General features: G+C 65.1%; 20 protein-coding genes and 1 tRNA gene. 4 read left to right on the top strand and 17 right to left on the bottom strand.

What is annotated here, in order from left to right:
* Window positions 1–57: 57 nt before the first annotated feature.
* The 3 genes from lysA to AB0D85_RS44270 form a co-directional block, all read right to left on the bottom strand.
* A complete protein-coding gene (lysA, locus tag AB0D85_RS44280) occupies window positions 58–1,449 on the bottom strand; it encodes a diaminopimelate decarboxylase (protein ID WP_362334317.1) in 1,392 nt (463 codons plus the stop codon).
* Between the two features lie 19 nt (window positions 1,450–1,468).
* A complete protein-coding gene (gene nrtL, locus AB0D85_RS44275; protein ID WP_362334314.1) occupies window positions 1,469–2,446 on the bottom strand; it encodes an ArgS-related anticodon-binding protein NrtL in 978 nt (325 codons plus the stop codon).
* A 102-nt stretch (window positions 2,447–2,548) separates the two neighbouring features.
* Window positions 2,549–3,091 (bottom strand): response regulator, encoded by a 543-nt coding sequence (locus tag AB0D85_RS44270; RefSeq protein ID WP_362334589.1) that lies wholly within the window; start codon window positions 3,089–3,091, stop codon window positions 2,549–2,551.
* Window positions 3,092–3,167: 76 nt separating this feature from the next.
* On the opposite strand from AB0D85_RS44270, the gene AB0D85_RS44265 reads away from it, so the two are divergent.
* A tRNA-Arg gene (locus AB0D85_RS44265) sits at window positions 3,168–3,239 on the top strand.
* A gap of 382 nt (window positions 3,240–3,621) precedes the next feature.
* On the opposite strand, the gene AB0D85_RS44260 is transcribed toward AB0D85_RS44265, so the two are convergent.
* The 8 genes from AB0D85_RS44260 to AB0D85_RS44225 form a co-directional block, all read right to left on the bottom strand.
* Window positions 3,622–3,966, bottom strand: coding sequence for a hypothetical protein (locus AB0D85_RS44260; protein ID WP_362334310.1), 345 nt, complete (start codon window positions 3,964–3,966; stop codon window positions 3,622–3,624).
* Window positions 3,967–4,041: 75 nt separating this feature from the next.
* Entirely contained in the window at window positions 4,042–5,439 is a 1,398-nt protein-coding gene (locus AB0D85_RS44255) for a tyrosine-type recombinase/integrase (protein WP_362334307.1), read from the bottom strand.
* The gene (locus AB0D85_RS44250; protein ID WP_362334302.1) at window positions 5,436–5,648 is read right to left on the bottom strand and encodes a helix-turn-helix domain-containing protein; all 213 of its coding nucleotides are present in this window, start codon (window positions 5,646–5,648) and stop codon (window positions 5,436–5,438) included. The genes AB0D85_RS44255 and AB0D85_RS44250 overlap by 4 nt, the downstream gene beginning before the upstream one ends.
* Window positions 5,638–7,011, bottom strand: a complete 1,374-nt coding sequence (locus AB0D85_RS44245; RefSeq protein ID WP_362334299.1) for a replication initiator — start codon at window positions 7,009–7,011, stop codon at window positions 5,638–5,640. The genes AB0D85_RS44250 and AB0D85_RS44245 overlap by 11 nt, the downstream gene beginning before the upstream one ends.
* Window positions 7,012–7,372: 361 nt before the next feature.
* Complete coding sequence (locus tag AB0D85_RS44240) at window positions 7,373–7,663, bottom strand: hypothetical protein (RefSeq protein WP_362334296.1); 291 nt, start codon at window positions 7,661–7,663, stop codon at window positions 7,373–7,375.
* Window positions 7,664–7,695: 32 nt separating this feature from the next.
* The gene (locus AB0D85_RS44235) at window positions 7,696–7,890 is read right to left on the bottom strand and encodes a hypothetical protein (RefSeq protein WP_362334293.1); all 195 of its coding nucleotides are present in this window, start codon (window positions 7,888–7,890) and stop codon (window positions 7,696–7,698) included.
* 12 nt (window positions 7,891–7,902) lie between these two features.
* Window positions 7,903–9,225: an FtsK/SpoIIIE domain-containing protein gene (locus AB0D85_RS44230; protein ID WP_362334290.1), complete on the bottom strand. Its 1,323-nt coding sequence runs from the start codon at window positions 9,223–9,225 to the stop codon at window positions 7,903–7,905.
* Window positions 9,225–9,572 carry a hypothetical protein gene (locus tag AB0D85_RS44225; RefSeq protein ID WP_362334287.1) on the bottom strand — a complete coding sequence of 116 codons (348 nt, stop codon included), beginning with the start codon at window positions 9,570–9,572 and terminating at the stop codon, window positions 9,225–9,227. Before AB0D85_RS44225 ends, AB0D85_RS44230 begins: the two co-directional genes overlap by 1 nt.
* A 203-nt stretch (window positions 9,573–9,775) precedes the next feature.
* Between AB0D85_RS44225 and AB0D85_RS44220 the strand changes: the two genes are divergently transcribed.
* Together AB0D85_RS44220 and AB0D85_RS44215 are read left to right on the top strand one after the other, a co-directional pair.
* Complete coding sequence (locus AB0D85_RS44220; protein ID WP_362334283.1) at window positions 9,776–10,516, top strand: GntR family transcriptional regulator; 741 nt, start codon at window positions 9,776–9,778, stop codon at window positions 10,514–10,516.
* A gap of 156 nt (window positions 10,517–10,672) precedes the next feature.
* Entirely contained in the window at window positions 10,673–11,905 is a 1,233-nt protein-coding gene (locus AB0D85_RS44215) for a DUF3644 domain-containing protein (protein ID WP_362334280.1), read from the top strand.
* Window positions 11,906–12,001: 96 nt separating this feature from the next.
* On the opposite strand, the gene AB0D85_RS44210 is transcribed toward AB0D85_RS44215, so the two are convergent.
* The 6 genes from AB0D85_RS44210 to AB0D85_RS44185 form a co-directional block, all read right to left on the bottom strand.
* Entirely contained in the window at window positions 12,002–13,447 is a 1,446-nt protein-coding gene (locus tag AB0D85_RS44210; RefSeq protein WP_362334277.1) for a hypothetical protein, read from the bottom strand.
* 3 nt (window positions 13,448–13,450) lie between these two features.
* Window positions 13,451–15,724, bottom strand: a complete 2,274-nt coding sequence (locus AB0D85_RS44205; protein WP_362334273.1) for a DUF87 domain-containing protein — start codon at window positions 15,722–15,724, stop codon at window positions 13,451–13,453.
* 122 nt (window positions 15,725–15,846) lie between these two features.
* On the bottom strand, window positions 15,847–16,806 hold the full coding sequence (locus tag AB0D85_RS44200) for a DNA adenine methylase (protein WP_362334586.1): 960 nt from the start codon (window positions 16,804–16,806) through the stop codon (window positions 15,847–15,849).
* 620 nt (window positions 16,807–17,426) lie between these two features.
* A complete protein-coding gene (locus AB0D85_RS44195; protein ID WP_362334270.1) occupies window positions 17,427–17,756 on the bottom strand; it encodes a hypothetical protein in 330 nt (109 codons plus the stop codon).
* Window positions 17,757–17,759: 3 nt separating this feature from the next.
* Window positions 17,760–18,074: a hypothetical protein gene (locus tag AB0D85_RS44190; RefSeq protein ID WP_362334267.1), complete on the bottom strand. Its 315-nt coding sequence runs from the start codon at window positions 18,072–18,074 to the stop codon at window positions 17,760–17,762.
* Window positions 18,061–18,615 carry a bifunctional DNA primase/polymerase gene (locus tag AB0D85_RS44185; RefSeq protein WP_362334583.1) on the bottom strand — a complete coding sequence of 185 codons (555 nt, stop codon included), beginning with the start codon at window positions 18,613–18,615 and terminating at the stop codon, window positions 18,061–18,063. Before AB0D85_RS44185 ends, AB0D85_RS44190 begins: the two co-directional genes overlap by 14 nt.
* Window positions 18,616–19,028: 413 nt before the next feature.
* Between AB0D85_RS44185 and AB0D85_RS44180 the strand changes: the two genes are divergently transcribed.
* Window positions 19,029–20,276: a hypothetical protein gene (locus AB0D85_RS44180; RefSeq protein WP_362334264.1), complete on the top strand. Its 1,248-nt coding sequence runs from the start codon at window positions 19,029–19,031 to the stop codon at window positions 20,274–20,276.
* Window positions 20,277–20,289: the final 13 nt, after the last annotated feature.

The raw sequence follows: 20,289 nt of genomic DNA, 5'->3' as shown, positions 1-20,289 counted from the left end.
CTATTTCATTCTGTGAGGACCGGAAGACAGGAGATCTTCCGGGCCCTGTTCCGTTGCTCAGCCGACGTCCAGACGCAGGAGGTCCTCCTCCGTCTCCCGGCGGACGATCACCCGGGCCTCGCCGTCGTTCACCGCGACGACGGGCGGCCGGAGCACATGGTTGTAATTGCTCGCCATGGAACGGCAGTAGGCGCCGGTGGCCGGTACGGCGATGAGGTCACCGGGTGCCAGGTCGCCCGGCAGGAACGCGTCCTTGACCACGATGTCCCCGCTCTCGCAGTGCTTGCCGACGACGCGGGCGAGCATCGGCTCGGCCTCGCTCGTCCGCGACACCAGGGCGACGCTGTACTCGGCGTCGTACAGCGCGGTCCGGATGTTGTCGGACATGCCGCCGTCGACGGAGACGTAGGTGCGCAGCCCGTCGAGGGGCTTGATGGTGCCGACCTCGTAGAGCGTGAAGGCGGTGGGCCCGACGATGGCACGCCCGGGCTCGACGGAGATCCGCGGCGTACGCAGCTTGGCGGACTCGCACTCCCGCGTCACGATCTCGGTGAGCGCCTTGGCGATCTCGTGCGGCTCGCGCGGGTCGTCGTCACTGGTGTACGCGATCCCGAGCCCGCCGCCGAGATCGATCTCGGGCAGCTCGACGCCGTGCTCGTCCCGGATGTCCTTGAGCAGCCCGACGACCCGGTGCGCGGCGACCTCGAAGCCGGACATGTCGAAGATCTGCGACCCGATGTGCGAGTGGATGCCGATGAGCTCCAGCCCGTCCAGCTGCAACGCCCGCCGCACGGCCTCCGCCGCCTGCCCCCCGGCCAGCGGAATCCCGAACTTCTGGTCCTCGTGTGCCGTGGCGATGAACTCGTGCGTGTGCGCCTCGACACCGACGGTGATACGGATCTGCACCCGCTGCCGCTTGCCCAGGGACTGCGCGATGTGCGCGACCCGCACGATCTCCTGGAAGGAGTCGAGCACGATCCGCCCCACACCGGCGCGCACCGCCCGCTCGATCTCCTCCGTGGACTTGTTGTTGCCGTGGAAGGCGATCCGCTCGGCGGGCATCCCGGCGGACAGCGCCGTGGCCAGCTCCCCACCGGAACACACGTCCAGGTTGAGCCCCTCCTCGTCCAGCCAGCGCACGACGGCCCGGGACAGGAAGGCCTTGCCGGCGTAGAAGACGTCGGCGTCGTGCCCGAAGGCGGTACGCCACGCACGCGCGCGTGCCCGGAAGTCGGCCTCGTCGAGGATGTAGGCGGGGGTGCCGTGCTGCGCCGCGAGGGTCTTCACATCGACCCCGCCGACGGTGACGACCCCGTCACCGTCACGCGTGACGGTCTGGGCCCACACCTTGGGGTCGAGGGAGTTGAGGTCGGTGGGCGGAGCGGCGTAGTGGCCCTCGGGCAGGACATCGGCGTGCCGGGGCCCGGCGGGGTGTGCGGATCGGCTCATTGCTCTTCTGGCGCTCTCTTCAGAGGTGATCGGGTGCGTCGATGCCGAGCAGGGACAGGCCGCCGGCCAGCACCGTCCCGGTGGCTTCGGCGAGGGCGAGCCGGGCACGGTGGGCGGCCGAGGGTTTCTCGTCGCCGCGGGGCAGCACGGTCGGCAGGTACGGCAGGGCGGCATCGGCGACGGTGACCAGGTGCCGGGCGAGCCGGTCGGGGGCGCGGTGGGTGGCCGCGGCGGTGAGGATGCGGGGGTAGTCGGCGAGGGCGGTGACCAGGGCGCTCGGGGCGTCGGGGACATCGCCGGGTACGGCACCGAACCCCAGCCGCCCGGCCCCACGCCCGACGGCGCGTACCCGGGCGTGCGCGTACCGGACCCGGAACAGCGGGTTGCCCTCCCGCTGCACCAGATGGTCGGCGGTGATCCGGGGCCGGTCGTGGGCGGCGGGATGCAGCAGCGCCCACTGGGCGGCGTCTGGCCCGAGCGGCGCGGGGTCCTCCGGCGCGGGCACGGGCCGCAGGTTCACCGGCTCGCCGTGCTCGACCTCGCCACGGCCGCCCTGGGCGGCGACGATCCGCACCACGGCGTCGGCGACGACTTCGGCCCGGACGTCGTACGGCACCCGAAGCGCGACCACCTGTCCGGCGAGGGCGTCGCCGTGGCCGTAGCCGGGCCCGAGGGCGCGGATGTCCTCGACCAGGGTCGCCGTCGGGGACGCGAGGGGGGTGAGGCTGATGTTGAGGAAGCCGGGTCCGGTGACGACGACGTCACCGACGCCGGCGCAGTTCGAGAGGTGGGGCAGCAGGATCTCGGCCACCCGCAGCGGCGGCTGCCCGGCCGGGCGGGCGAGCTGCAGCGCGACGTTGGTGGCGTAGTCCCCGCACCCACCGGGCCCCGGCGGCGTCACCACGACCCGCTCCGGCACGGTCACGCTGAGCTCCCCCTCGTCCACAGCACGACGCACCGCGCGCAGCACGGTACGGGAGAGCTCGACGGGGGTCACGGGACAAGCGTAGGGGAGGAGGGGGGTGGGTAGGCGAGCCGGTTTGAGGACGGTTCCGGGATGTGGACGGTGCGATCCGGTACGACGACGGGGTTCCCGGCGTCACGGGTAGGCCGGGTTGCCCCCCGCCCTCTCCCCGGACAGCTCCACCGCCCCGGCCACTCCCCCGCCGGCGCGCTGCTCACCACCGCGCCCCCGCGCCATCAACTCTCTTACCGTCCTGATGAGTTCGGCGGGCTCGAAGGGCTTGGCGAGAAAGGCGTCGACGCCGACGTCCAGCCCGGCCTCGACCTCGTACTGCGTACAGGCGCTGACGATGGCGAGCGGAAGATCACGGGTCCGGGGGTCGGCACGAAGCTGGGCGGCCGTCCGCAGCCCGTCCAGCCGGGGCATGACGACATCGAGAGTGATCACGTCGGGCCGCACCCGATGAACGACATCCAGACACTCGGCACCGTCGGCCGCGGTCACGACCTCGAGACCCTCCAGTTCGAGATTGACCCTGATCAGCTGCCGGATGACCTTGTTGTCGTCCACAACAAGCACCCGACCCGACGCCCCTGGCACAACTCGAGAGTAGGTCCGGACCGGCCACCGCGTCCGGGTTTTCCGGACTTCCACCTCCTGCGGGGGAGCGACCCCCAGGAAACCCGTTCATGAACACCCCGGACGAGCTGGTAGTGTTCTGTCCGTCGCCGCGAGCAACAGCTCAACGCCAGACGCCCCCGTAGCTCAGGGGATAGAGCAACGGCCTCCGGAGCCGTGTGCGCAGGTTCGAATCCTGCCGGGGGCACCTTAGATGAGGTGCCTAAAGACCCCGCCGCCAGCGCGTTTGCTGGGTGCGGGGTCTTGTTGTTTGTGCAGGCGGATGCGGCTCGATGCAGTCTCACGACAGTGATCACGTAATGGCCACGTAATGATCTTCATGGGTGTCGGGCCTGCTCAGAAGCCACATGCAGTATCTCGCTCGTTCCGCAGCGGATTGCCGAAAGCTCCTTCGTGTGGCTCCGCCGGGCAGCACGATGGGCGATATGGCCTGGGAATGGATAGCACCCGTCATCACGGGTGCCTCGGGGACTGTGGGCGTGATCTTCACATGGCTGGCAGGTGCGCAGGGGAGATCACACACAGAGCGGATGGTCGGGCAGTCACGTGCAGCGGAACAACGCTCCCAGCTAATGAAGGAGCGGCGGGACGCGTACTTCGCTGCGCTCCGAGTTGCCGATCTGGATCTTCGACGCGTGAAGTACCGAACAGACGAAGAGTCCCTCAAGCTCGAAGAGCTTGAGCACTACTGGAACAAGAGCCGACGCATCGAGATGAGCACGGAAGCGCTGATTGGGCTCCATGCCTTCGGCAGCGACGAAGCGCGAGAGTTCGCGGAAGCGTGGCGGATAGCCGTTGACGCCAAGGACTTGGTCACGATGCAAGATCTCACCGAACGGTTCCGGGTACAGATGCGAGCGGAACTTGCAGGAGAACACGTCCAGCCTCCGTCTCACTGACTGCTCGTTGACCATGCGAACCCCTGTCACTGAGAAGCAGCATGAGGCCCTGGGAACCTCAGGGCCTCATGCTGCTTCCGTTGCCTTCAATCAGTAGGTGCCCGTGCCGGTGTCGGCCTCCTCACCAAGGCCTTTCAGGATCCGGTCGTTCATCTCCGCTTCCTGCCCGTCGATGCACTTCGCGTAGATCTTCAGCAAGACGTCCACGGAATGCCCGGCGCGAGCCGCCACCTCCGGAGCCGGAACCCCCGAGTTGAGCCACTGGGAGACGCCCGCATGCCGTAGGTCGTACGGACGAGCCGCCAGGACGGAGCCGACCTGTTCGGGTGGGAACGCCAAGGCTCGGGCTTGCTTCCACGCGCGCGAGTACGACGAGGCGGCGATCACGTTGCCCCGCTCGCTGGAAAACAGCCGGCCGTCGTCGGCCGTGCCGAACTCCTTGATGTGGTCCTGGAGCATCCGCACGAGCGGGGGCGGTATCGGCACGATGCGTACCTCGCCGTCCGCCCGCTGCTTCAGGCCGCGCCGATCGTGTGCCTCGCCGGAGTCGGTCCACGCCTTACCGGCGGTGGGCCTGGTCTCTGCCAGATCAATCCGGCCCCAGCCCCTTTCCGGAAGCGTGCAGTCCGAGAGTCGCAGTCCGAGCGCCTCACCGGGGCGCATGGCCGCGTAGTACAGGCAGCCGAAGAACGCCCGTAACCGCCGGCCGCTCGCCCGCTCATACCCTCCGACGTACGTGACCGCCGCCATCAACTCCCGCGCCTGCCGGGGGTTGACCACGACCCGACGGTCAACCTCCTGCACCGCTCGCTTCCCCCTCTTACGCCGCACTCGGCTCAGCGGGTTCGAGGGCAGCGCCTCCAGCTCAACCCCGTATTCGAGAACGTTGAAGACCACCGCACGCCGCCGACGGTACGTCTGCGTCGCCGCAGGCTTGCCGTCGAGCTTCCGCGTGAGCGCGTCGATCAGGTCGTGCACCCGGGTGATCTCCTGAAGCTCGGCCACCGGGAGCGACGCCTTCTCGATCCATTTCGCTGCCGCCGCGATCTCCTCGGGCCGTTCGCGCTCCCTCCGGGGCGGAGGCAGGACGTACGAACGCAGTGCCCGCCGCAGATCCGCCGGGGCAGGACGCCCACGGACCGACTTGACCAGCGCGGGCATGACCGTTGCCAGGGCATCCGTCATGCTGTCCCGCTGCTTCGCTGACGCCTCGGGCCACCGGGCATCGAGGTACCTCAGCGCCAGCTCCAACAAGGACAGAGCAGCCTTACCCCCGCGCAAGGAGTCGGGCAGACCGGTCACCGTGTCGAAGGGCTCGCCCTTGTCCGCCGCCCGAAGCAGCTTCGCCCGGAAGCGATCGGCGAGCGCCTTGGTCTTGTGCGACTCGTGGAACGGCTCGCCGTCCACGGACCAGCGGACGAGGTACGTCGGTTTCTTCGCGGAGCGGTTGATGCTGAGCTTCCAGATGACGACCTTGTACGACTTCACGATGCCGCCCCTTCCGCCCGTTCCTCCAACCAGTCGTTGAGCACGTCCCGGCGAACCCGGAGCTCCCCGTTCGGCAGCCGGATGCAGGCCGGGGCGATGCGCAGTTCCCGCCAGCGGTAGAAGGTGCGTCGGGAGATGCCGCCCAGTTCGTCGAGCACCTGCCGAACGGTGAGCAGTTCGGCCGTCTTCGCACGGCTGTCACGCGCCATGACGACCACCGCCCTCCCGCACCGAAGCGGCCAGGAGCTCCCCCGCCGGCGAGTAGCCGCGCCCCGCATAACGCCATTGGCCAACCACGACGGTCGGGACGTCAGCCAGGCCCAGCGACGCCCGTTGCTGCTCCGCACGATGATCGGCACGGGCCTGCCGAAGAGCGGTCAACGTGGTCGAGTAGCGCCGCGATTTGCTGGAGAAGTGGCCGCCGTACCCGAGCATGTGGGCCCAGCGACGAAGCCCGAGCGGCTCGAACTCCGCCAGGCCGCCCAGCCACCAACACGTGCCGATCATGCGCAGCACGTGCGCCCGAACGGGCAGCATGACCATGTCCCGCGCGTCGTAGATCCGGCCGTCCACCGCGCCGGCGGTTTCCGCCCCCTTCGTCGCGTACTTGGCGATGTAGCCCGCCACGGCCCCGGCAGAGGCTGGCCGCTCCCCCGCGTCCCGTCGGTACGAGGTGACGGGCCGTACGTCGACCTGCCCGCCGAATCGCAGCTCCCGCGGACCGACGACGTCCACACCCGGGGCCGTAAGCCGCACCCGACCAGCCACCACCGGAACGGCCTCCGCCAGCAGTGCCGTAGTCGCCCAGCCCGGCGGAGGTGAGTCGGGCCCGTCCGGTCCGTCGAGTCGGATCACACCATGGAAGTGGACCAGGCCCCGCCGCTGATACTCCGCGACCTTCGCGTACGAGAGTCGGGCGACTTCCCCGAACTCCGTACGCGACAGACCAGCCCGCCGGGCAATCTCCCGCCGCAGCTCCAGCCCGAACCGGTGCCAGAGGTGACCGGCGAACGCATGCCAGAGAACGGCACCCGCGTAGTCGTAGCAGCGCGGGCAGAGCGGTTCACCAAGGCGAGGATCGTCGGCCGCGTGGCGCGTACGGCATCCGACCGGCCGCCCGTGCCGGCAGCACTCCCCCAGCCGGCGGGGACGACAGGCCCGTACGAGCCCATCGCGTTCCCGCCGGGTGTGGACCGGCCCAAAGCCGGGAGCGGTGAGCGTGGCGAACACGCACGGGTGCCCGCTCACCGCCTCCGTGACGCTCTTGCCGCCGACGAGTCCGGCCCGCACCAGTTGGTACGTGTCCGCCCGGTACAGCGCCGAGCAGGCCGGGCACACCGTCGCCCGCCGGTTGCCGCATGCGGTGAGCAGGCGACCGCCATAGACGTCCGACCCGTACGAGAGCAGAGCCGCACCCGTGGCAGTGTCGAAGACGGTCGCCGTGCCGACGAGGTGAATCGGGTTGGTACAACCGCCGAGGCGGACGATGTTCCGGCGCCAGGCGGCGAACTCGGGTTCCGAGGCCCTGGCGACCAGGGCGGCAGCACCACCCGGTACGAGGTTCGTGGTCATCGTTGACCACCGCCCCCACCGAAGGCGTGCCGCATCACGGCCGAGATTGCCTCCGGCCGAGTCTTGGCACTGAACCGGAACGTCGGATCCGTGAGCCAGACCGCGGCAGCGTGCGCTGGGCACAGGTGCTGCTCGGTGTCGTCGAGCCCGACGAGGACGACACGTTCGGGTCCCTCGCAGGTCGAGACCTCGGGAACGTCTCCCTTGAGGTCGCAGTCGGGCAGCGGAGATTTGCGCGAATGATGCGCAGTGGACAAAGTGTGAGTGCTCCTTTCACTGCTCACGTGGCGGATGGAGTGGGTTCCTGACGGGGTCGGGTTTGGCGACTTCGCGCCCCGTCGGGAGCCCGTCGTACGGGCGATCACTGCCGTTCCTTGGGCGGGATCGCGATGACGCTGTAGGCGATCGGGCCGAAGTCACGGCGTGCGTCGTAGTAGCCCTCGCCGATGTCCTCGACGGGCGCGCCGAGGAACGCGGCAACATGCTCCGCGCCCTCCCTGCGCGCCGCGGTGTCGGCCGCGTCGACGAAGACGCCGAAGGACGCGTTGCGCGGGACGAGGACGGCGGGGTTGGCGGTGAGGAAGTCCGTCAGCTCCCGAAGGCCAGCGATGAACGCGGCCCGGTCACCGGAGCGGATGACGTACTCGGACACAGGAAGTCCCTTTCTCTTCCCAACGGGTGCTTTCAGAAGCGGAGTTGGCCGAGGAAGCCGTTCACGCCGTCGAGGAAGGCCTGAGCGAACGGCGCGGCCACGGTCTTGGAGAGCAGGAAGCCGAAGGCTCCGCAGAGCAGCGCGTCGGCCCACCGCAGGTACCGGATGCGCAGCAGGAACCAGATCAGCAGGCCCAGCAGGAGAACGGTGGACATGGACACCAGCACGGCAGGCCCCTTTCACGGCGCTTCGACGTGCAGCTCGGACAGGACGGGAGTCAAGTGCGCGTACTCGGCGGCAACGGCTTCCGCCTCCGCCTCGGTGATCAGGTGCGAGCGGGCGCGTTCCCAGCCGTCGCCGGAAGCGAGGACGGCGGTACCGGCCTGTTCCGGTGTGATGGCCTGTGCCGCCTTCAGCGCATCGGGGTTGAGGTCGCCGAGCGCCATTTCGGCTGTTCCGGGGTCGGCCACGCGGTGACAGACCCGGCCGCCGAGCTGCGCTCGCAGGGCGGTGACCCCGGGCCCCAGGTCGGAGCCGACGCGTTGGCCGGCGACGACGAGGAACACCCCCAGTGCCGCACCGAGCTGAGCGAGCCGGATGAGCGCCGTACCGGCCGCCTGCGCTTCGTCCTTCTCGCTGCGGCTCGCGACGAGGAACAGCTCTGCGATCTCGTCAACGATCACGACAACGGGTACGGGACGTTTCTTGTCCGGCAGACCCCAGACGTTTCGCACCCGTGCCGCCCGGCACACGCTCATGCGGTCGAGGGTCAAATCAACGAGCGCGGCCAGCAGCCTGACCGCTTGTTCACGGTTGGTCGCGAGGGCGGACAACCGCGGCTCGTAGAGGGACAGCTCCATGCCGCCCTTGCAGTCGATCCCGACCAAGGCGACATGCTGCGGGGCGAGACCCGCCACGAGCGCGTTGATCAGTGTCGACTTGCCGGAACGGGTGGCCCCCACGATCAGCCAGTGCGGCACGCGCCGCAGGTCGACCACCCACGAGGCCCCGGTCTCCAGCACGCCCACGGCCACCCGGAGCAGATGGCCAGAGCCTCGCTGCTTCGGCACCCGCGGAGCGGCCAACGGATCGGACGCCGACGCGACGATCCGTACAACCCCCGGCTTCCAGGAGGTCACCCGCACCGCGTGAACCTGCCAGTCCTCGGCCATGGCAGGCGCCGCCTTGACGAAGTCCTCGGGTACCTGCCCTGGTAACAGCCGGACCAGCAACACGAAGCCGCCGGCAGTCGGCCGTATGAGACCGCGGTGCGGCACACGCGGCTGTGGCGGAGGCGCCCCGTTGCCGACGAGCCCGGAAACGACCGTAAGCGCCGGTCGCCGGCTCACAGCGAGCCCGCACCCGGCCATCAGCGGCCGCCAGGTCCGCACGACCCGGAAGGCGGCGACCGGAAAGCCGAGTAACAGCCACCAGGCGACGGGATGACGGCGGCGCAGGGCCGGGCCCGCCAGAAGCAGGCCCGACACCAGCACTGCGGCCACCAACAGCACCCAACTCGGCCCGGTCGCACCGGCCGATGTGGTGGTGGAGGCCAGTTTCATCACTGCCCGGCCCCCTTGCCCGCCGGAGCGGGAGCGCTCAGGGGCCGGATCTCCGCCGCACGAAACGCGATCCCGTGCCGCCCCTCGTTCTCCCACGGCGTGGCGACCAGATCCCGCACGGCCACCGGCATGCCGAGCTGCACACCGGTCGGCTCACCGGCCACGCTCACGTTCACGACGTCGGCCGACGCCCCGGCCATCAGGCACAGGCCGACCTGGTACATGGTCTTGCCGGTCTCGCGGTCGACCCGCAACTGACCGGTCTCTCGGTTGGCGACCCGCGGAGCCGGGGGCACGGCGCAGATGATCCCCGTGAACTTCGCGGTGTCGATCGGAAGGCTTGCCACTGTTCGTCGCTCCTCATCTCTGGCACCCGCAGGCCGATCCTGCGGGTTGCTAGACCACCCGTAGTACGGGTGACGCAGACCAGATTGCCGACCCGTAGTACGGGTTGTCAACCGACCTAGCGATACGAGAAACTGCCCACGATCGTGGGCAAGCCGTCCACGGCGACGGACAGCCGCAGAAGCCACCGCCACGGAGGGCCCACATGCCGCCGAAGAACACGCAGCCGAAGTACCGGCAAATCGCCGACTACCTGCGCGATGGCATCCTGGACGGCACCTTCCCGGCCGGCCAACCGCTCCCGTCCGAGGAGGCATTGGCGAAACAGTTCGGCGTGACGCGCCCCACAGTCCGTCAGGGCCTGGCCGAGCTGAGGGCATCGGGTCTCGTCGAGGCCATCATGGGCCGCGGCACCTTCGCCCGCTCCCCCCACAGCCGCCCCGGCCTCACCCGCCCACGGGGCGTACGCCGAGCCTCGGACGGCCGCTACATCGAAGCCGACGGCATCCGCTGGACCGACGCCGAGCCCCCAGTGGCCACTCGGACCGACGCCCCGTTGGCACTGGCGGACCTACTCCGCATCCCACCGGGCGAGCCGATGTTCACGTACGACGCCCTGCAGACGGCAGACAACGGCCACCTCCGCCAACTCCACCGGACGTACGTGCCGTTCTCGGTCCTCGTAGACACCAAGTACGAGGAGGAGGCCCCACCGCCAGCGCCGGAGCTCTACGCCGCCCTCGCTTACTTGGGCCACGAGCTCCACTTCACGGAGTACGTCCGCACCCGCATGCCTCTGCCAGACCAGACCCAGGCCCTCCGACTGGCGGACGGGGTGCCGCTTCTCCATGTCCTACGCGTGACGCTCGCGGCAGCAGACAAGCCCTTGGCCCTGGAGGAGTTCCACCTGCCTGGCGACGAGCTGGAACTGTCGTTCAGGCTGTAGCCGAATCCGACTTGGCTCAGAGTCTCTCTACACAATCAAGACGGCTCGCTCCGCTCCCCGTGCGCAGCCACCTGACGTTAGAGAAGGGGTACGTCGTGGCTGGGGCGGTCGGCTCCACGGCTTTACGGAGCCACTTTGGCGCGAGCCTCGAAGATCATGGCCCCAACGTCGTGCTTTACCGGGCAGCTCCACAGACTGCCCGACGCGCCGCAAGCTTACGGGGCCATGATCACTCGCGCCAAAGCAGCGCCGCCCCAAAGCCGTTCCGCCAACCTTCCGGATCAAGGGAACCCTGACACAGCCGTGATGTATACCCCTCACCTCCCGGCGGCGCCGAGCGTAATCTTGAGGCCAGAACGTCCAGCGAGGAATCCGGGGCATAGTCATGCACCTGAGGGGAGAAGCATGAACTATAAAGGGTCATGGCGACGCCTTTTCGGTAACAGTAGGTCCGCAATCGTCAGCGCGATCGAGGTATATAACAAGCCACGCTTCGATTACCGTGACGAAGTTTTCGTAATTTTGCTAATAAATGCCTGGGAATTGCTATTTAAGGGAATCACTTCGAAATCAGGCAACAGAATTTACTATCCGAAGAAACGCGGAGAACCGTATCGAACACTTACTTGCAGGGATGCCTTCTGGCGAGCCGCCAACTCGGCCCTCTGGCCAAAGTCCATCCCCATGCAGGCCGTGGAAGCAAATGTCGATCTACTGACTACCTATCGCGATAATGCGGTTCACTTCTACAACGAAAAGTCGTTCTCGACTCTGATTTATTCACTCGCTCAGACCTCAATACTGAACTACCGAGACATAGCCACAGCCGTCTTCGGCAAAGACCTAGCTGACGAAATCTCATGGCGCATAATGCCGCTGGGCATCGAAAATCCCGTAGATCCGATCCGTTTCATGAAGAGTGGTTCGGGGGAAGTTCCAAAAAGCCGCGCGGTACAGGACTTTCTGGCGTACCTGAAGGAAAAAAGCGACGCACTTGAGTCTGATGGTATCGACACGGAACGCCTTCTAACAGTCTTCGATGTGTCGCTGCAATCCATCAAAAAGATCGACAAGGCCGATATCGTCGTTGGAGTTACCGCCGAAGAGCTGGCCGATGCCGTTGTAGTCTCCCGTAAGGTGGATCCCAACATATCCCACCCCTATCGACAAAAAGACCTACTCCCCAAACTGAAGCGCCCCACGACTTCTTACGAATGGCAGGCTGTGACGTACATGCATGAAATGCGAGAGGAAGCCAAATATTGCTGGCGCGATAAGGATGCGAATCTCGTCAAATGGTCACCAGAAGCCATCCGATACTTCAACAGTCTCACGGATGACCAAATCAAGAAGGCGAAAGAAGAGTACTCGGCCACTTTCAGGAAGTGACAACCGATAATCCAATTCCCTCGCAGGAGAAAGCGTCAACGGTGACACTTAACATGTCGACCGCTGGCGCTTTAAAATTCTATCTGCAGACCAAGATTAAGATCCCTTTCGAGAAAGGGTCTGCTCCGTTAGGACCCTCAGCACCTTATCGGCGTTACTCAGCGGATAGGCAGCCCAGTTGTGGGCAAGAGACACCGGGATCACTGCATCGTCATATAGGTGTGTCCCCATACGGTCGAGGACCTCGAAGGTGCGTCTAAGAGTCGGAAAGCGAGCGGGGTCGTCAGTCCCTTCCCCACCTTGTTTTGCGTACGCCAGGCCTTCCGCCGGCGGGACGGTTATCACCAAATGCTGACCGTCTGCCGCGTGATAGAAAAATTTGCGCCCATAATAGGTTTCACTGAGGCTCTGCACACGCAGCACCTCTTTCATATAAGCGTCATCAATACGCATATAGGAGCGGGGCGGAATTGGCACGGGACGCTTTGGCTCTGCAACCTCAGCAGCACGTTGGATACCCTTGAAATGTTCGACTGGATAACCGCTTTTGGCGATTCCTAGCAAAAGCGGCGGCTGCTGTCCACGTCGGCGAGATCGACGCCATACCTCCTGCCACGATCCCAAGAGGCCGCGAAACATACGGGCACTGTTGCCGAAAACAGCCAAGTCACCATCGTAAAGAAAGGCGGTCTGATTCAGAAGCCGAGGGTAGCGCCGTTCCAAATCCAGGGCAACGCCCAGCAACACCAAGTGCTCTATGATGTCCCGGACCCTCCCTAGCACCTCACCGTTGGAAGCATCCGGACGAAAATCCTCAAAAACGCGGAAGGTGTCTGTTGCCCAAAGCAGGCATGAGCATGAAGGACACGTTCCGGTACCTTTGAGCGCCGTAGTGAGATTTGCTTTTCGTGCCACCTTCGATTCGTTCAGGTCACACGCTAGATTCGGGCACTTAGGAAGAACCACTTCTCCTCTCGCAGCCGCCGCAGCGTCCTCAGGAAGGCCGTACCGCTGCACCTCACGGATGAGACTGAGTAGAGTGCCACTTTGAACCTCAGTTGTGGCGAAGAGATCGTAGAGCTCGGCCCGGAAGGCTTCCACCGGATCCGCGTATTCCTCATGCTTCAGGAAAGAGCCGGGAAGGAAACCCGAGACAACTGAAGCCTCGGTGGCTTCAGCGATGCGACTTGGGTCAACAAAAGGTCCCGACTGCTTCTGCATATGCTCTAGATCGATAAAGACCCCAGCGATCTGAAGGTAAAGAACGCGCGTGGAAGGATAGCGGTCAAACGCCTCCTCATACTCGTGGTTTGATCCGTCAACTGCCACAACGTAGCGGATCCGAGGGTCAAGGGCCTGATCTAGATCGTCCGCGGCGCCGGTCAGCTTTTCGATTCTGCTGAAGTCCATGTTCGCGTCAGGCCGGTTATAACGGGCCAAGCGCTCACGGATATGTTCGTTGGTGACCGTCGGCAGGTGACCCATACTGGAGGCGGCCTCAAAGGCAAGAGCTCCACCCGGGAGACGTGTGCTGTACGGCATCAGCTACCTAACCTCAAATTCATCAAAGAGCAGAGCGTCCTCCTGGCCGGCCGTAGAGTGACCAGCTCGTGCCCCGCTCTCCCTGGAGAACACTTCATCCGGGTCTGGACAGTCCGAGAAGTCGTCAGCGTCCCCACCAGCTTCGGGGGCGAAGTCATCACTGGCAACGGTAGCGTTGAGCCCGCATTCTCGCCGCACATAATTCACCATGTCTAGGTCGAACTTAGCGATCTGCACCGGAAGCGTGTAGGGGGACGAGTCCGTTCGGAGCCGAACGAAGCCGCGGTCATCAGCCGTCAAGATTTGAGCAGCATAATCGGCGAAGTCATAGTAATTCGAAAGCTTTTTTACTTCACTACTGTTGTTCATGTAGGCACAAACCCAGTTCGCAGTATTGGACAGAATCATTTCGTCAACACTAGAAACTTCTTGGGTTGCGTAGACCATTCCGATCTTGTACTTAGCGGCTTCCTTCGCTAGACGAACGTACGGGTCTTTGTCACCGGCCGCTCGATTGAACTTGTCACGGTCCAAGAGACGGTGCGCCTCTTCGAGGAAGACCTGCATCATCCGGGGAGGCTTACCGTCGCGGAACCGTTCGGAGGCTTTCCCGACCACTACGTTAACGATGCGCTCAGCGCAGGTCTGTAGTACCTGCTCAGAGCCTCGCGAGAGGTCAACAATTACCATTCGTCCGCGAGCAAGATCGGCGTAAATGGCTGGCGCGAAATCAGCTTCGGACTCAGGCGAGTGGTAAGGAAGAAGGGCGCGCAACTCTTTGTATCCGTTAGCGCGACCGGACGTCGCGATCATTCCAACCATTCCATCGATCGCGGAATCACCGTGACCCCCGATTGATTTATCCGCTACCCACATCTTCACGGCCTCAACATCGGCCTTCGGCTTGTGTGCCTCCATAGCCGCCCGGGCGATGATCGGCGCGTACGAACGAAGCTGCCCCGCCGAGACTCTAACGATTGGACCGGAGCTCGTGATGCTAAGCAAAGCCCGAGTTTTCTCGTTGGTAGGCAGATCGCAGGTCCAGCCCCTGGGCGGCTGCAAGCCCGCCAAAAGCAAGATGGCGTAGTACATCGCACGCACGGCCAGCAGTCGATTGTAATCACCCATGCGGCTCTCAGCCTTAGCATGCTCGGGTGACCGTGTTGGGTCGCACGCGAGGAAGTTTTGGATGTACTTACGGTCATCGCCCTTCAGTAGTGCATCGATGAGGCCCCAGCAGCCGTCGATTTGCTCAACGTCGAAGAAGTTCAACGACAACGGTCGGATGTTCCGAGTCCGCTCCTTCGCCGTTGCCCCCAGGCGGTAGATACGTACATTGTCACCGAGCTGGGAGAGTGCGGTGCCATCCTGGCGGTTGGCATAGGCATACTCACCAGCCGGGTCGAAAATAAGCTGCCCAACCCTGACTCCGGTTTTATGGGCATAGAGGTGCACAGCTGCCGCTAGAACCTTCATCGTGTTGGACTTACCAGCCCGGGTCATGCCGAAGACAGCCGTCTTGTGCGCCACGAAATCCTTGGGTCGCACCTTAACCTGAATTTCCGTCGACCTACTCTCCGCACGCGCGGCCCACTCACGCTTGCGAGCCGAGGCGTAGCGCAGGCTGCCAATAACCATGGTCTCCGGCATATTGGGCAACCCGGCGTTCGGTGCGTCGTCCCCACCCTGTTCGTCTTCACGTTCCCCCATGGGGAGCTCCACATGATCGACGACCTTTTGAAGGCTGGACCCGTGCGGCTTGGCGACGACGTAGCCGCCGGCGGCGTAGACCGCATCTACATCCTTGCCGAAGACCAGGTCCCCTGCCTCGTTCTCGACGAAGGTCCCGAGGATGCGACACCGGAAAGCCGCTTGCTGCATGAGGTTCCGAGTGAGCACGTCAGCAGGAGCAGACTCCCGGCCGTCGGTGCGGTAGTGGCTCGTGATGGTGCGATCCGTGTCCTCCGCGCGCAGACGCGTCAGGTCTGCCTGGTTGGGCAGTGTCGTTTCACGCGTGACGCGTAGCAGTACGATCTCGCGGTCCTCGGGAGCAACCTCGGCAGCTTTCTTAGGATCGTCCAAGCCGCGGGGATAGGCGAGAAGCAGGCAGTGCTGGGGAACACCGTGAGCACCATGAAGCCAAGCGTCGTTCGTCAAGACGCTTGCCTCGTGGTAACCGAAGTCGTAGATCCCCCCGATCCTGACCGACTCCGTCAACAGCTCGACCAGAGCCGACTCTTGTGCTCCAGCTCCAGCTCCGAGCTTGACCCCTGCCATGGTTCCCCTCCAGGACACACCCCGGCCAACACCGCACGTTGGCGCGTACAGGCATCATCCTGCCAAACCCCACTGACAGTTGAGGAGCCGTTTCGCTTTTTGCGACTGCCGCCCCAAGAGGTCTAGGCCGTGCTGACGTGCTCCGAAGGAAGCTGCGCGAGGTTAGTGATGATCAACTCTGTGGCGCCACGGCCCTTGTGCCGGTTGCAGTAGAGCAGGTCTGTCTTGTGTAGCTGAGGACTGCTGGCAGAGGTGCTCGCCGCAAGCGAGTCTCCTTGCACAGATGCCCGATACAGCTCGACGATCTCCTCGTGATGGTCGTAGGAGAGCACCCACGGGGCATCCATGGCTGTCAACAGCTTGGCGAGGGACTCATGCTGCGCGCGGCCGAACGCCTTGCGGTAAAGACGCTCCCCCTTCTCCCAGAAGGGGGGATCGAAGTAGTAGAGTCGTTCGGAGCTCTTAAACTCCGTCTCCACCCACTCAACGGTCTTATCTACGCTTGTCGGCCGCACTGCGGCTACGCGTCCATCAGAGGCAAGTTTCCCAATTTGCCGCAGGCGGTGAATTATCTCGTCTTTATAGAATCGGCAGTCAATCTTATAGGCACTCTGCTGTTTCTGACCACCAATAGGCCCTGCTCTACCCTGAAGGATTCCTGAGTAGCTTGTTCGATTCAGGAATAGGCAGGCGTAGGCCTTTTCACGGAGTGTACGTCCTGGGTTTGCCCGAAGTCGATGCCATTCTTCCAGCGTGACGTCCGCTGCTGCGATGTCCTGTACGAGCTGCTCGGTATAAAAGCAGGCTTGGTGCCAAAACGCGTAGACCAACGGATCAAGATCGGCGAGAACCACGGCATCAACTAGCCCCGCCGCGAGGAGGTGCAGGGACACAGCCGCCCCGCCAGCAAAGGGCTCGACGAACAAAGGCAACGGTGACTGTCCGTTCAGCTTCAACAAGTCCACAAAGAAGGGAACGAGTTGACGTTTGCCTCCTGGGTAACGCAGAGGACTATGTAGGTCCGCGTTACGGCTCGGCCGCCGAGGCCGGTCAGTTGACTCGGAGAGGCCCTCCAGGGCCATAGGGAGTTGGAGTGCCTCGGGAGCTGCTGGCCTCCCAGGGTCCGTGGCCAGCTCCACGAGGTCTCCTCTGTGTCGATCTTGGTGCAGGGCAGTCTTGTACCGCACGATGTTATAGGAGTGCAAGCGCCCTTCCAGGAGGAACGGCCCCGGGATCGGCTATGCGCGTGCCCGACAGCTGCTGACGGTGCACGGGGCCGAGTCGGACATAACATGCCGCCACCATGAGTCAGATCACATCTTCCAGGCGGTCGCTGCTCCAGGATCGCTTACATGGTTAGCCCTCGCCCCAGAATACGGAGGCTTGGGCTATTCCCGGGCTGGGTCATGCTTACTCGTCGTCCGCGTAGCCTGACCTGCGGCGCTGCCGTACACATTCACGCCCTCCGGGAGCCGCGTGCATCACGGCAAGCGGATGAACCCTGCCACGTGCTGGTCTGCCGCTTCGTCCGGGCTGCGGCGCTGGGGCGCCGGTCCCGGCCGAGCGGCAGACGAAGGACCGGCGAGCAGGGGAAGGCCCTCACTTCGGCTGCCGGAGGGGACCGCGATGTGCGGGGCCAGCCCGGCCGGTCACAGGAGCCTGCCAGCGCTGTGGCCAACCAGAGCCCCACTGGTAGATACGATCACGCCGCTGACGAACTCCGACGGACCGTGCGAGTCACCGTGGGCGATACAACGGAACTCGTCTCCCCCTCCGCCTCAATGCCCGACACGATCAGTTCGGCCAGCATCAGCGCCACCTCGGGGCGGATGCTGCCGAGGCGTACCAAGCCGTCGCCCGAGACGTTCACGTCGGCCGTGAGGCCGGGGAAGTCCGACTCCAAGCCAAGGGCACTCAGTTGCTCAGCCACAGCGCTGGCGCTGCGTCGAGCCTGTGCCCAGCCGCGGACGTAGGGGACGCCGGGCATCAGGTTCTCCGCACGCTTGGCGACTACGCCCCATCGGTCGGTCATGGTTCAGCCCTCTTTTTCACGAGATTCGGTCGTTTCGTCGCCGCTCTCCCCAAAGCGCTGCAAGCCCGAGGCCAGTGCCAGCCGCAGCAGTTCCGCCAGTCGCTCCGCAGTGGCCGGCGATACGCGCCCGAGTTCGACCAAGCCGTGCCCGAAGGCATTCAACTCAGCCCGTAGATAGGGGAAGTCCTTCTCCAGTCCCGCCCGGATCAAAGCGTCCCTCAGAGCGGTGGTGGCATTACGCGCGGCGTACCAACCGTCGCTGTCCAGCGGTGACCAGGTGGCAGCGTCGTGCCGGTCGGTGGCGTCATCCCGACGCATCGATCGGAGCCCCCTCAATCGCAGAGAAGCCGAAGGTGTCCGCGGCCAGGTAGCGCTCGCCATACCGGTCCACCCGGGCAAGCAACTCGGCGGAGGCAACGAGCATGGTCGCCAGGGCCACCGGACGCAGCGGGTTGGCCATCGGCCGCCGGGTCGGGGCGCGTAGCCACTCGTAACGGTCGCCGCGCAGGGGAATGGGACCGGGGACAACGACCGCCGAGCCGCGGCTTAGGTAGCGGTAAGCGGGTGCAGTGCCCTCTTCCTGTGCGAGGTAGTGGAGGAAAGTCTCCTGGCTCCGCGAGCCCAGGAAGAAGCCCACACGTCGTGCCTTGTGATCGAGGACGGTAGGGCCGAACGGCAACCCCCGGCGGAGCAGTTGGTCGAACGTCTCGACGCCGATCCGCTGGTCCACCGTCACCACGTCGAAGTAGCGGCCGGTCGGCAGCATGTACGGTGCACGGGGGTCGTCGCCCCAGGTAGCGCGGCACCCCACCGGATCGTCAGCCGCCGCGGAGAGCCATTCAATGCCTCTCCTGGTCATCCTCTGCACGTCATCTCACCTCGGTCGGACTCAGTTGCGGCCGCGATGCCGCCCTGTGTCCAGACTCAGGGTCACCACCCTGGCCAGGGCAGATGACGAGAGGTGACGGGGGATGACGCGTCACCCGCGCACGCGTCATCCCCAGTCATGTTGCAACCGTTCACGATCTCCGATTACATGCAGCGCTCAACGATGAGCAGCGCGTACATTCGGTCGTAAGGTCAAGGAGTCACGCGTCCCAGAAGTCGCACCCGTGGGCCCGTGGGGAGGGAACGGTCACGTCTTCGATGGAGCCAACTAGCGTTCGCTTACGGCAAGCCCGTGTGGGTCGAGGCTGGAGTCAGCCGCGGTTGGTGCGCGAACTCCGCCAGGCCGCAACGCGCCGTGGCCACCAACTCCCTTCGGATGCGAGCGTGAAGCGCCGTTTCGCCAGTTGGGAGAACGGGCACAGCACACCAGACGACTTCTACGGTCCGTTGCTCTGCGAGGTGTACGGCCTCAGCGCTGCCGAACTCGGGCTGAGCCACGAAGGCGAGCGGGACACCGGGCTCTTGGACGCCGGCTATCCGGCGAGCCCCGAGGGCGCCATCGAAGCCGTCGGTCAGTTGTGGCGAGCAGATCTCAACCGGTATGAGCCCCTGCTCCAGGCCGAGCCCTCCGAACCGGCCTGGAACGAAGCTTCGCTCCGGTGGTTGGTGGCGCCCGAGCCTGCCGTTCCTCGGCAGCGGCAGAGCGGAATGCGCGTCGGTCTCGGGGATGTAGCCGCTATCAAGACCACCGCCGACATGTTCGCCGACTTAGACGACCGATTCGGCGGCGATCACGCGCGGCACTCGCCCATCCAGTACCTCAGTACCGAAGTGACGCCCCTGCTGCGCGGCCAATACACCGAGCAGGTCGGCCGGGCCCTGTTCTCGACCGTCGCGGAGGCAACACTCCTGGCCGGTTGGATGTCCTACGACGCCTGTCGGCACGGCTTAGCGCAGAGGTATTTCCTCCAAGCCCTCCGGTTGGCCCAGGACGCCAATGACCGCCGGCTCGCCGGAAGCATTCTGTCCGCCATGAGCCATCAGGCGACGTTTCTCGGCCGATACGCGCAGGGCGCGACGCTCGCCCGTGCTGCTCTCATGGGTATCTCTCCCGTGGCCACGCCCACGCTTCGCGCTCAGTTCCACGCCATGGAGGCACGCGCACTTGCCCGGACCGGAGACGTTCGGGCGTGCGAAGCCGCCTTGAGTGCCGCCACGAAGGCACTGGAGAGCCGGAACAACGACGACGAACCTGAGTGGATCAGCTATTTCGACGAGGCCGAGCTTGCCGCAGAGGCGGCCCATTGCTTCCGTGACGTCAACAGCGCCCGGCAGGCCGTCGCCCACGCCGAGAACGCCATGAGCGGCAGCCACGTCCGGAGCGACTTCTTCGCAACCATGGTGCTCGCCGATGCCCACCTACGCGCCGGCGACGTCGAGGAGGCATGTCGCGTGGCACTCGACGCGCTAGACCTGGGCGAGCAGCTCAAATCGGCGCGATGCGTCAGCTACCTTGCCGAGTTCCGGCAGAACCTCGCAGTGGCCAGCAGCAGCGCGGACGTGCAGACGTTTACCGATCAGGTCAGGGAGCACAGGCTGTGGATCGCCTCAGGCGATCATGTCGCTGTCTGAGCGCAGGTCGCCG

It is taken from the genome of Streptomyces sp. NPDC048277 (assembly GCF_040652235.1).
GTDB lineage: Bacteria > Actinomycetota > Actinomycetes > Streptomycetales > Streptomycetaceae > Streptomyces.
This window is presented reverse-complemented; position numbering and strand designations above follow the sequence as displayed.

Coding starts and splice junctions, on each gene's coding strand:
- AB0D85_RS44190 (WP_362334267.1), bottom strand. CDS start 18,074: ATGCGTCGGGATGACGCCACCGACCGGCACGACGCTGCCACCTGGTCA.
- lysA (WP_362334317.1), bottom strand. CDS start 1,449: ATGAGCCGATCCGCACACCCCGCCGGGCCCCGGCACGCCGATGTCCTG.
- AB0D85_RS44250 (WP_362334302.1), bottom strand. CDS start 5,648: ATGGCGCGTGACAGCCGTGCGAAGACGGCCGAACTGCTCACCGTTCGG.
- AB0D85_RS44200 (WP_362334586.1), bottom strand. CDS start 16,806: ATGGCCCTGGAGGGCCTCTCCGAGTCAACTGACCGGCCTCGGCGGCCG.
- AB0D85_RS44205 (WP_362334273.1), bottom strand. CDS start 15,724: ATGGCAGGGGTCAAGCTCGGAGCTGGAGCTGGAGCACAAGAGTCGGCT.
- AB0D85_RS44230 (WP_362334290.1), bottom strand. CDS start 9,225: ATGAAACTGGCCTCCACCACCACATCGGCCGGTGCGACCGGGCCGAGT.
- AB0D85_RS44220 (WP_362334283.1), top strand. CDS start 9,776: ATGCCGCCGAAGAACACGCAGCCGAAGTACCGGCAAATCGCCGACTAC.
- AB0D85_RS44195 (WP_362334270.1), bottom strand. CDS start 17,756: ATGACCGACCGATGGGGCGTAGTCGCCAAGCGTGCGGAGAACCTGATG.
- AB0D85_RS44245 (WP_362334299.1), bottom strand. CDS start 7,011: ATGACCACGAACCTCGTACCGGGTGGTGCTGCCGCCCTGGTCGCCAGG.
- AB0D85_RS44215 (WP_362334280.1), top strand. CDS start 10,673: ATGGCCCCAACGTCGTGCTTTACCGGGCAGCTCCACAGACTGCCCGAC.
- AB0D85_RS44210 (WP_362334277.1), bottom strand. CDS start 13,447: ATGCCGTACAGCACACGTCTCCCGGGTGGAGCTCTTGCCTTTGAGGCC.
- AB0D85_RS44185 (WP_362334583.1), bottom strand. CDS start 18,615: ATGACCAGGAGAGGCATTGAATGGCTCTCCGCGGCGGCTGACGATCCG.
- AB0D85_RS44260 (WP_362334310.1), bottom strand. CDS start 3,966: ATGGTCAACGAGCAGTCAGTGAGACGGAGGCTGGACGTGTTCTCCTGC.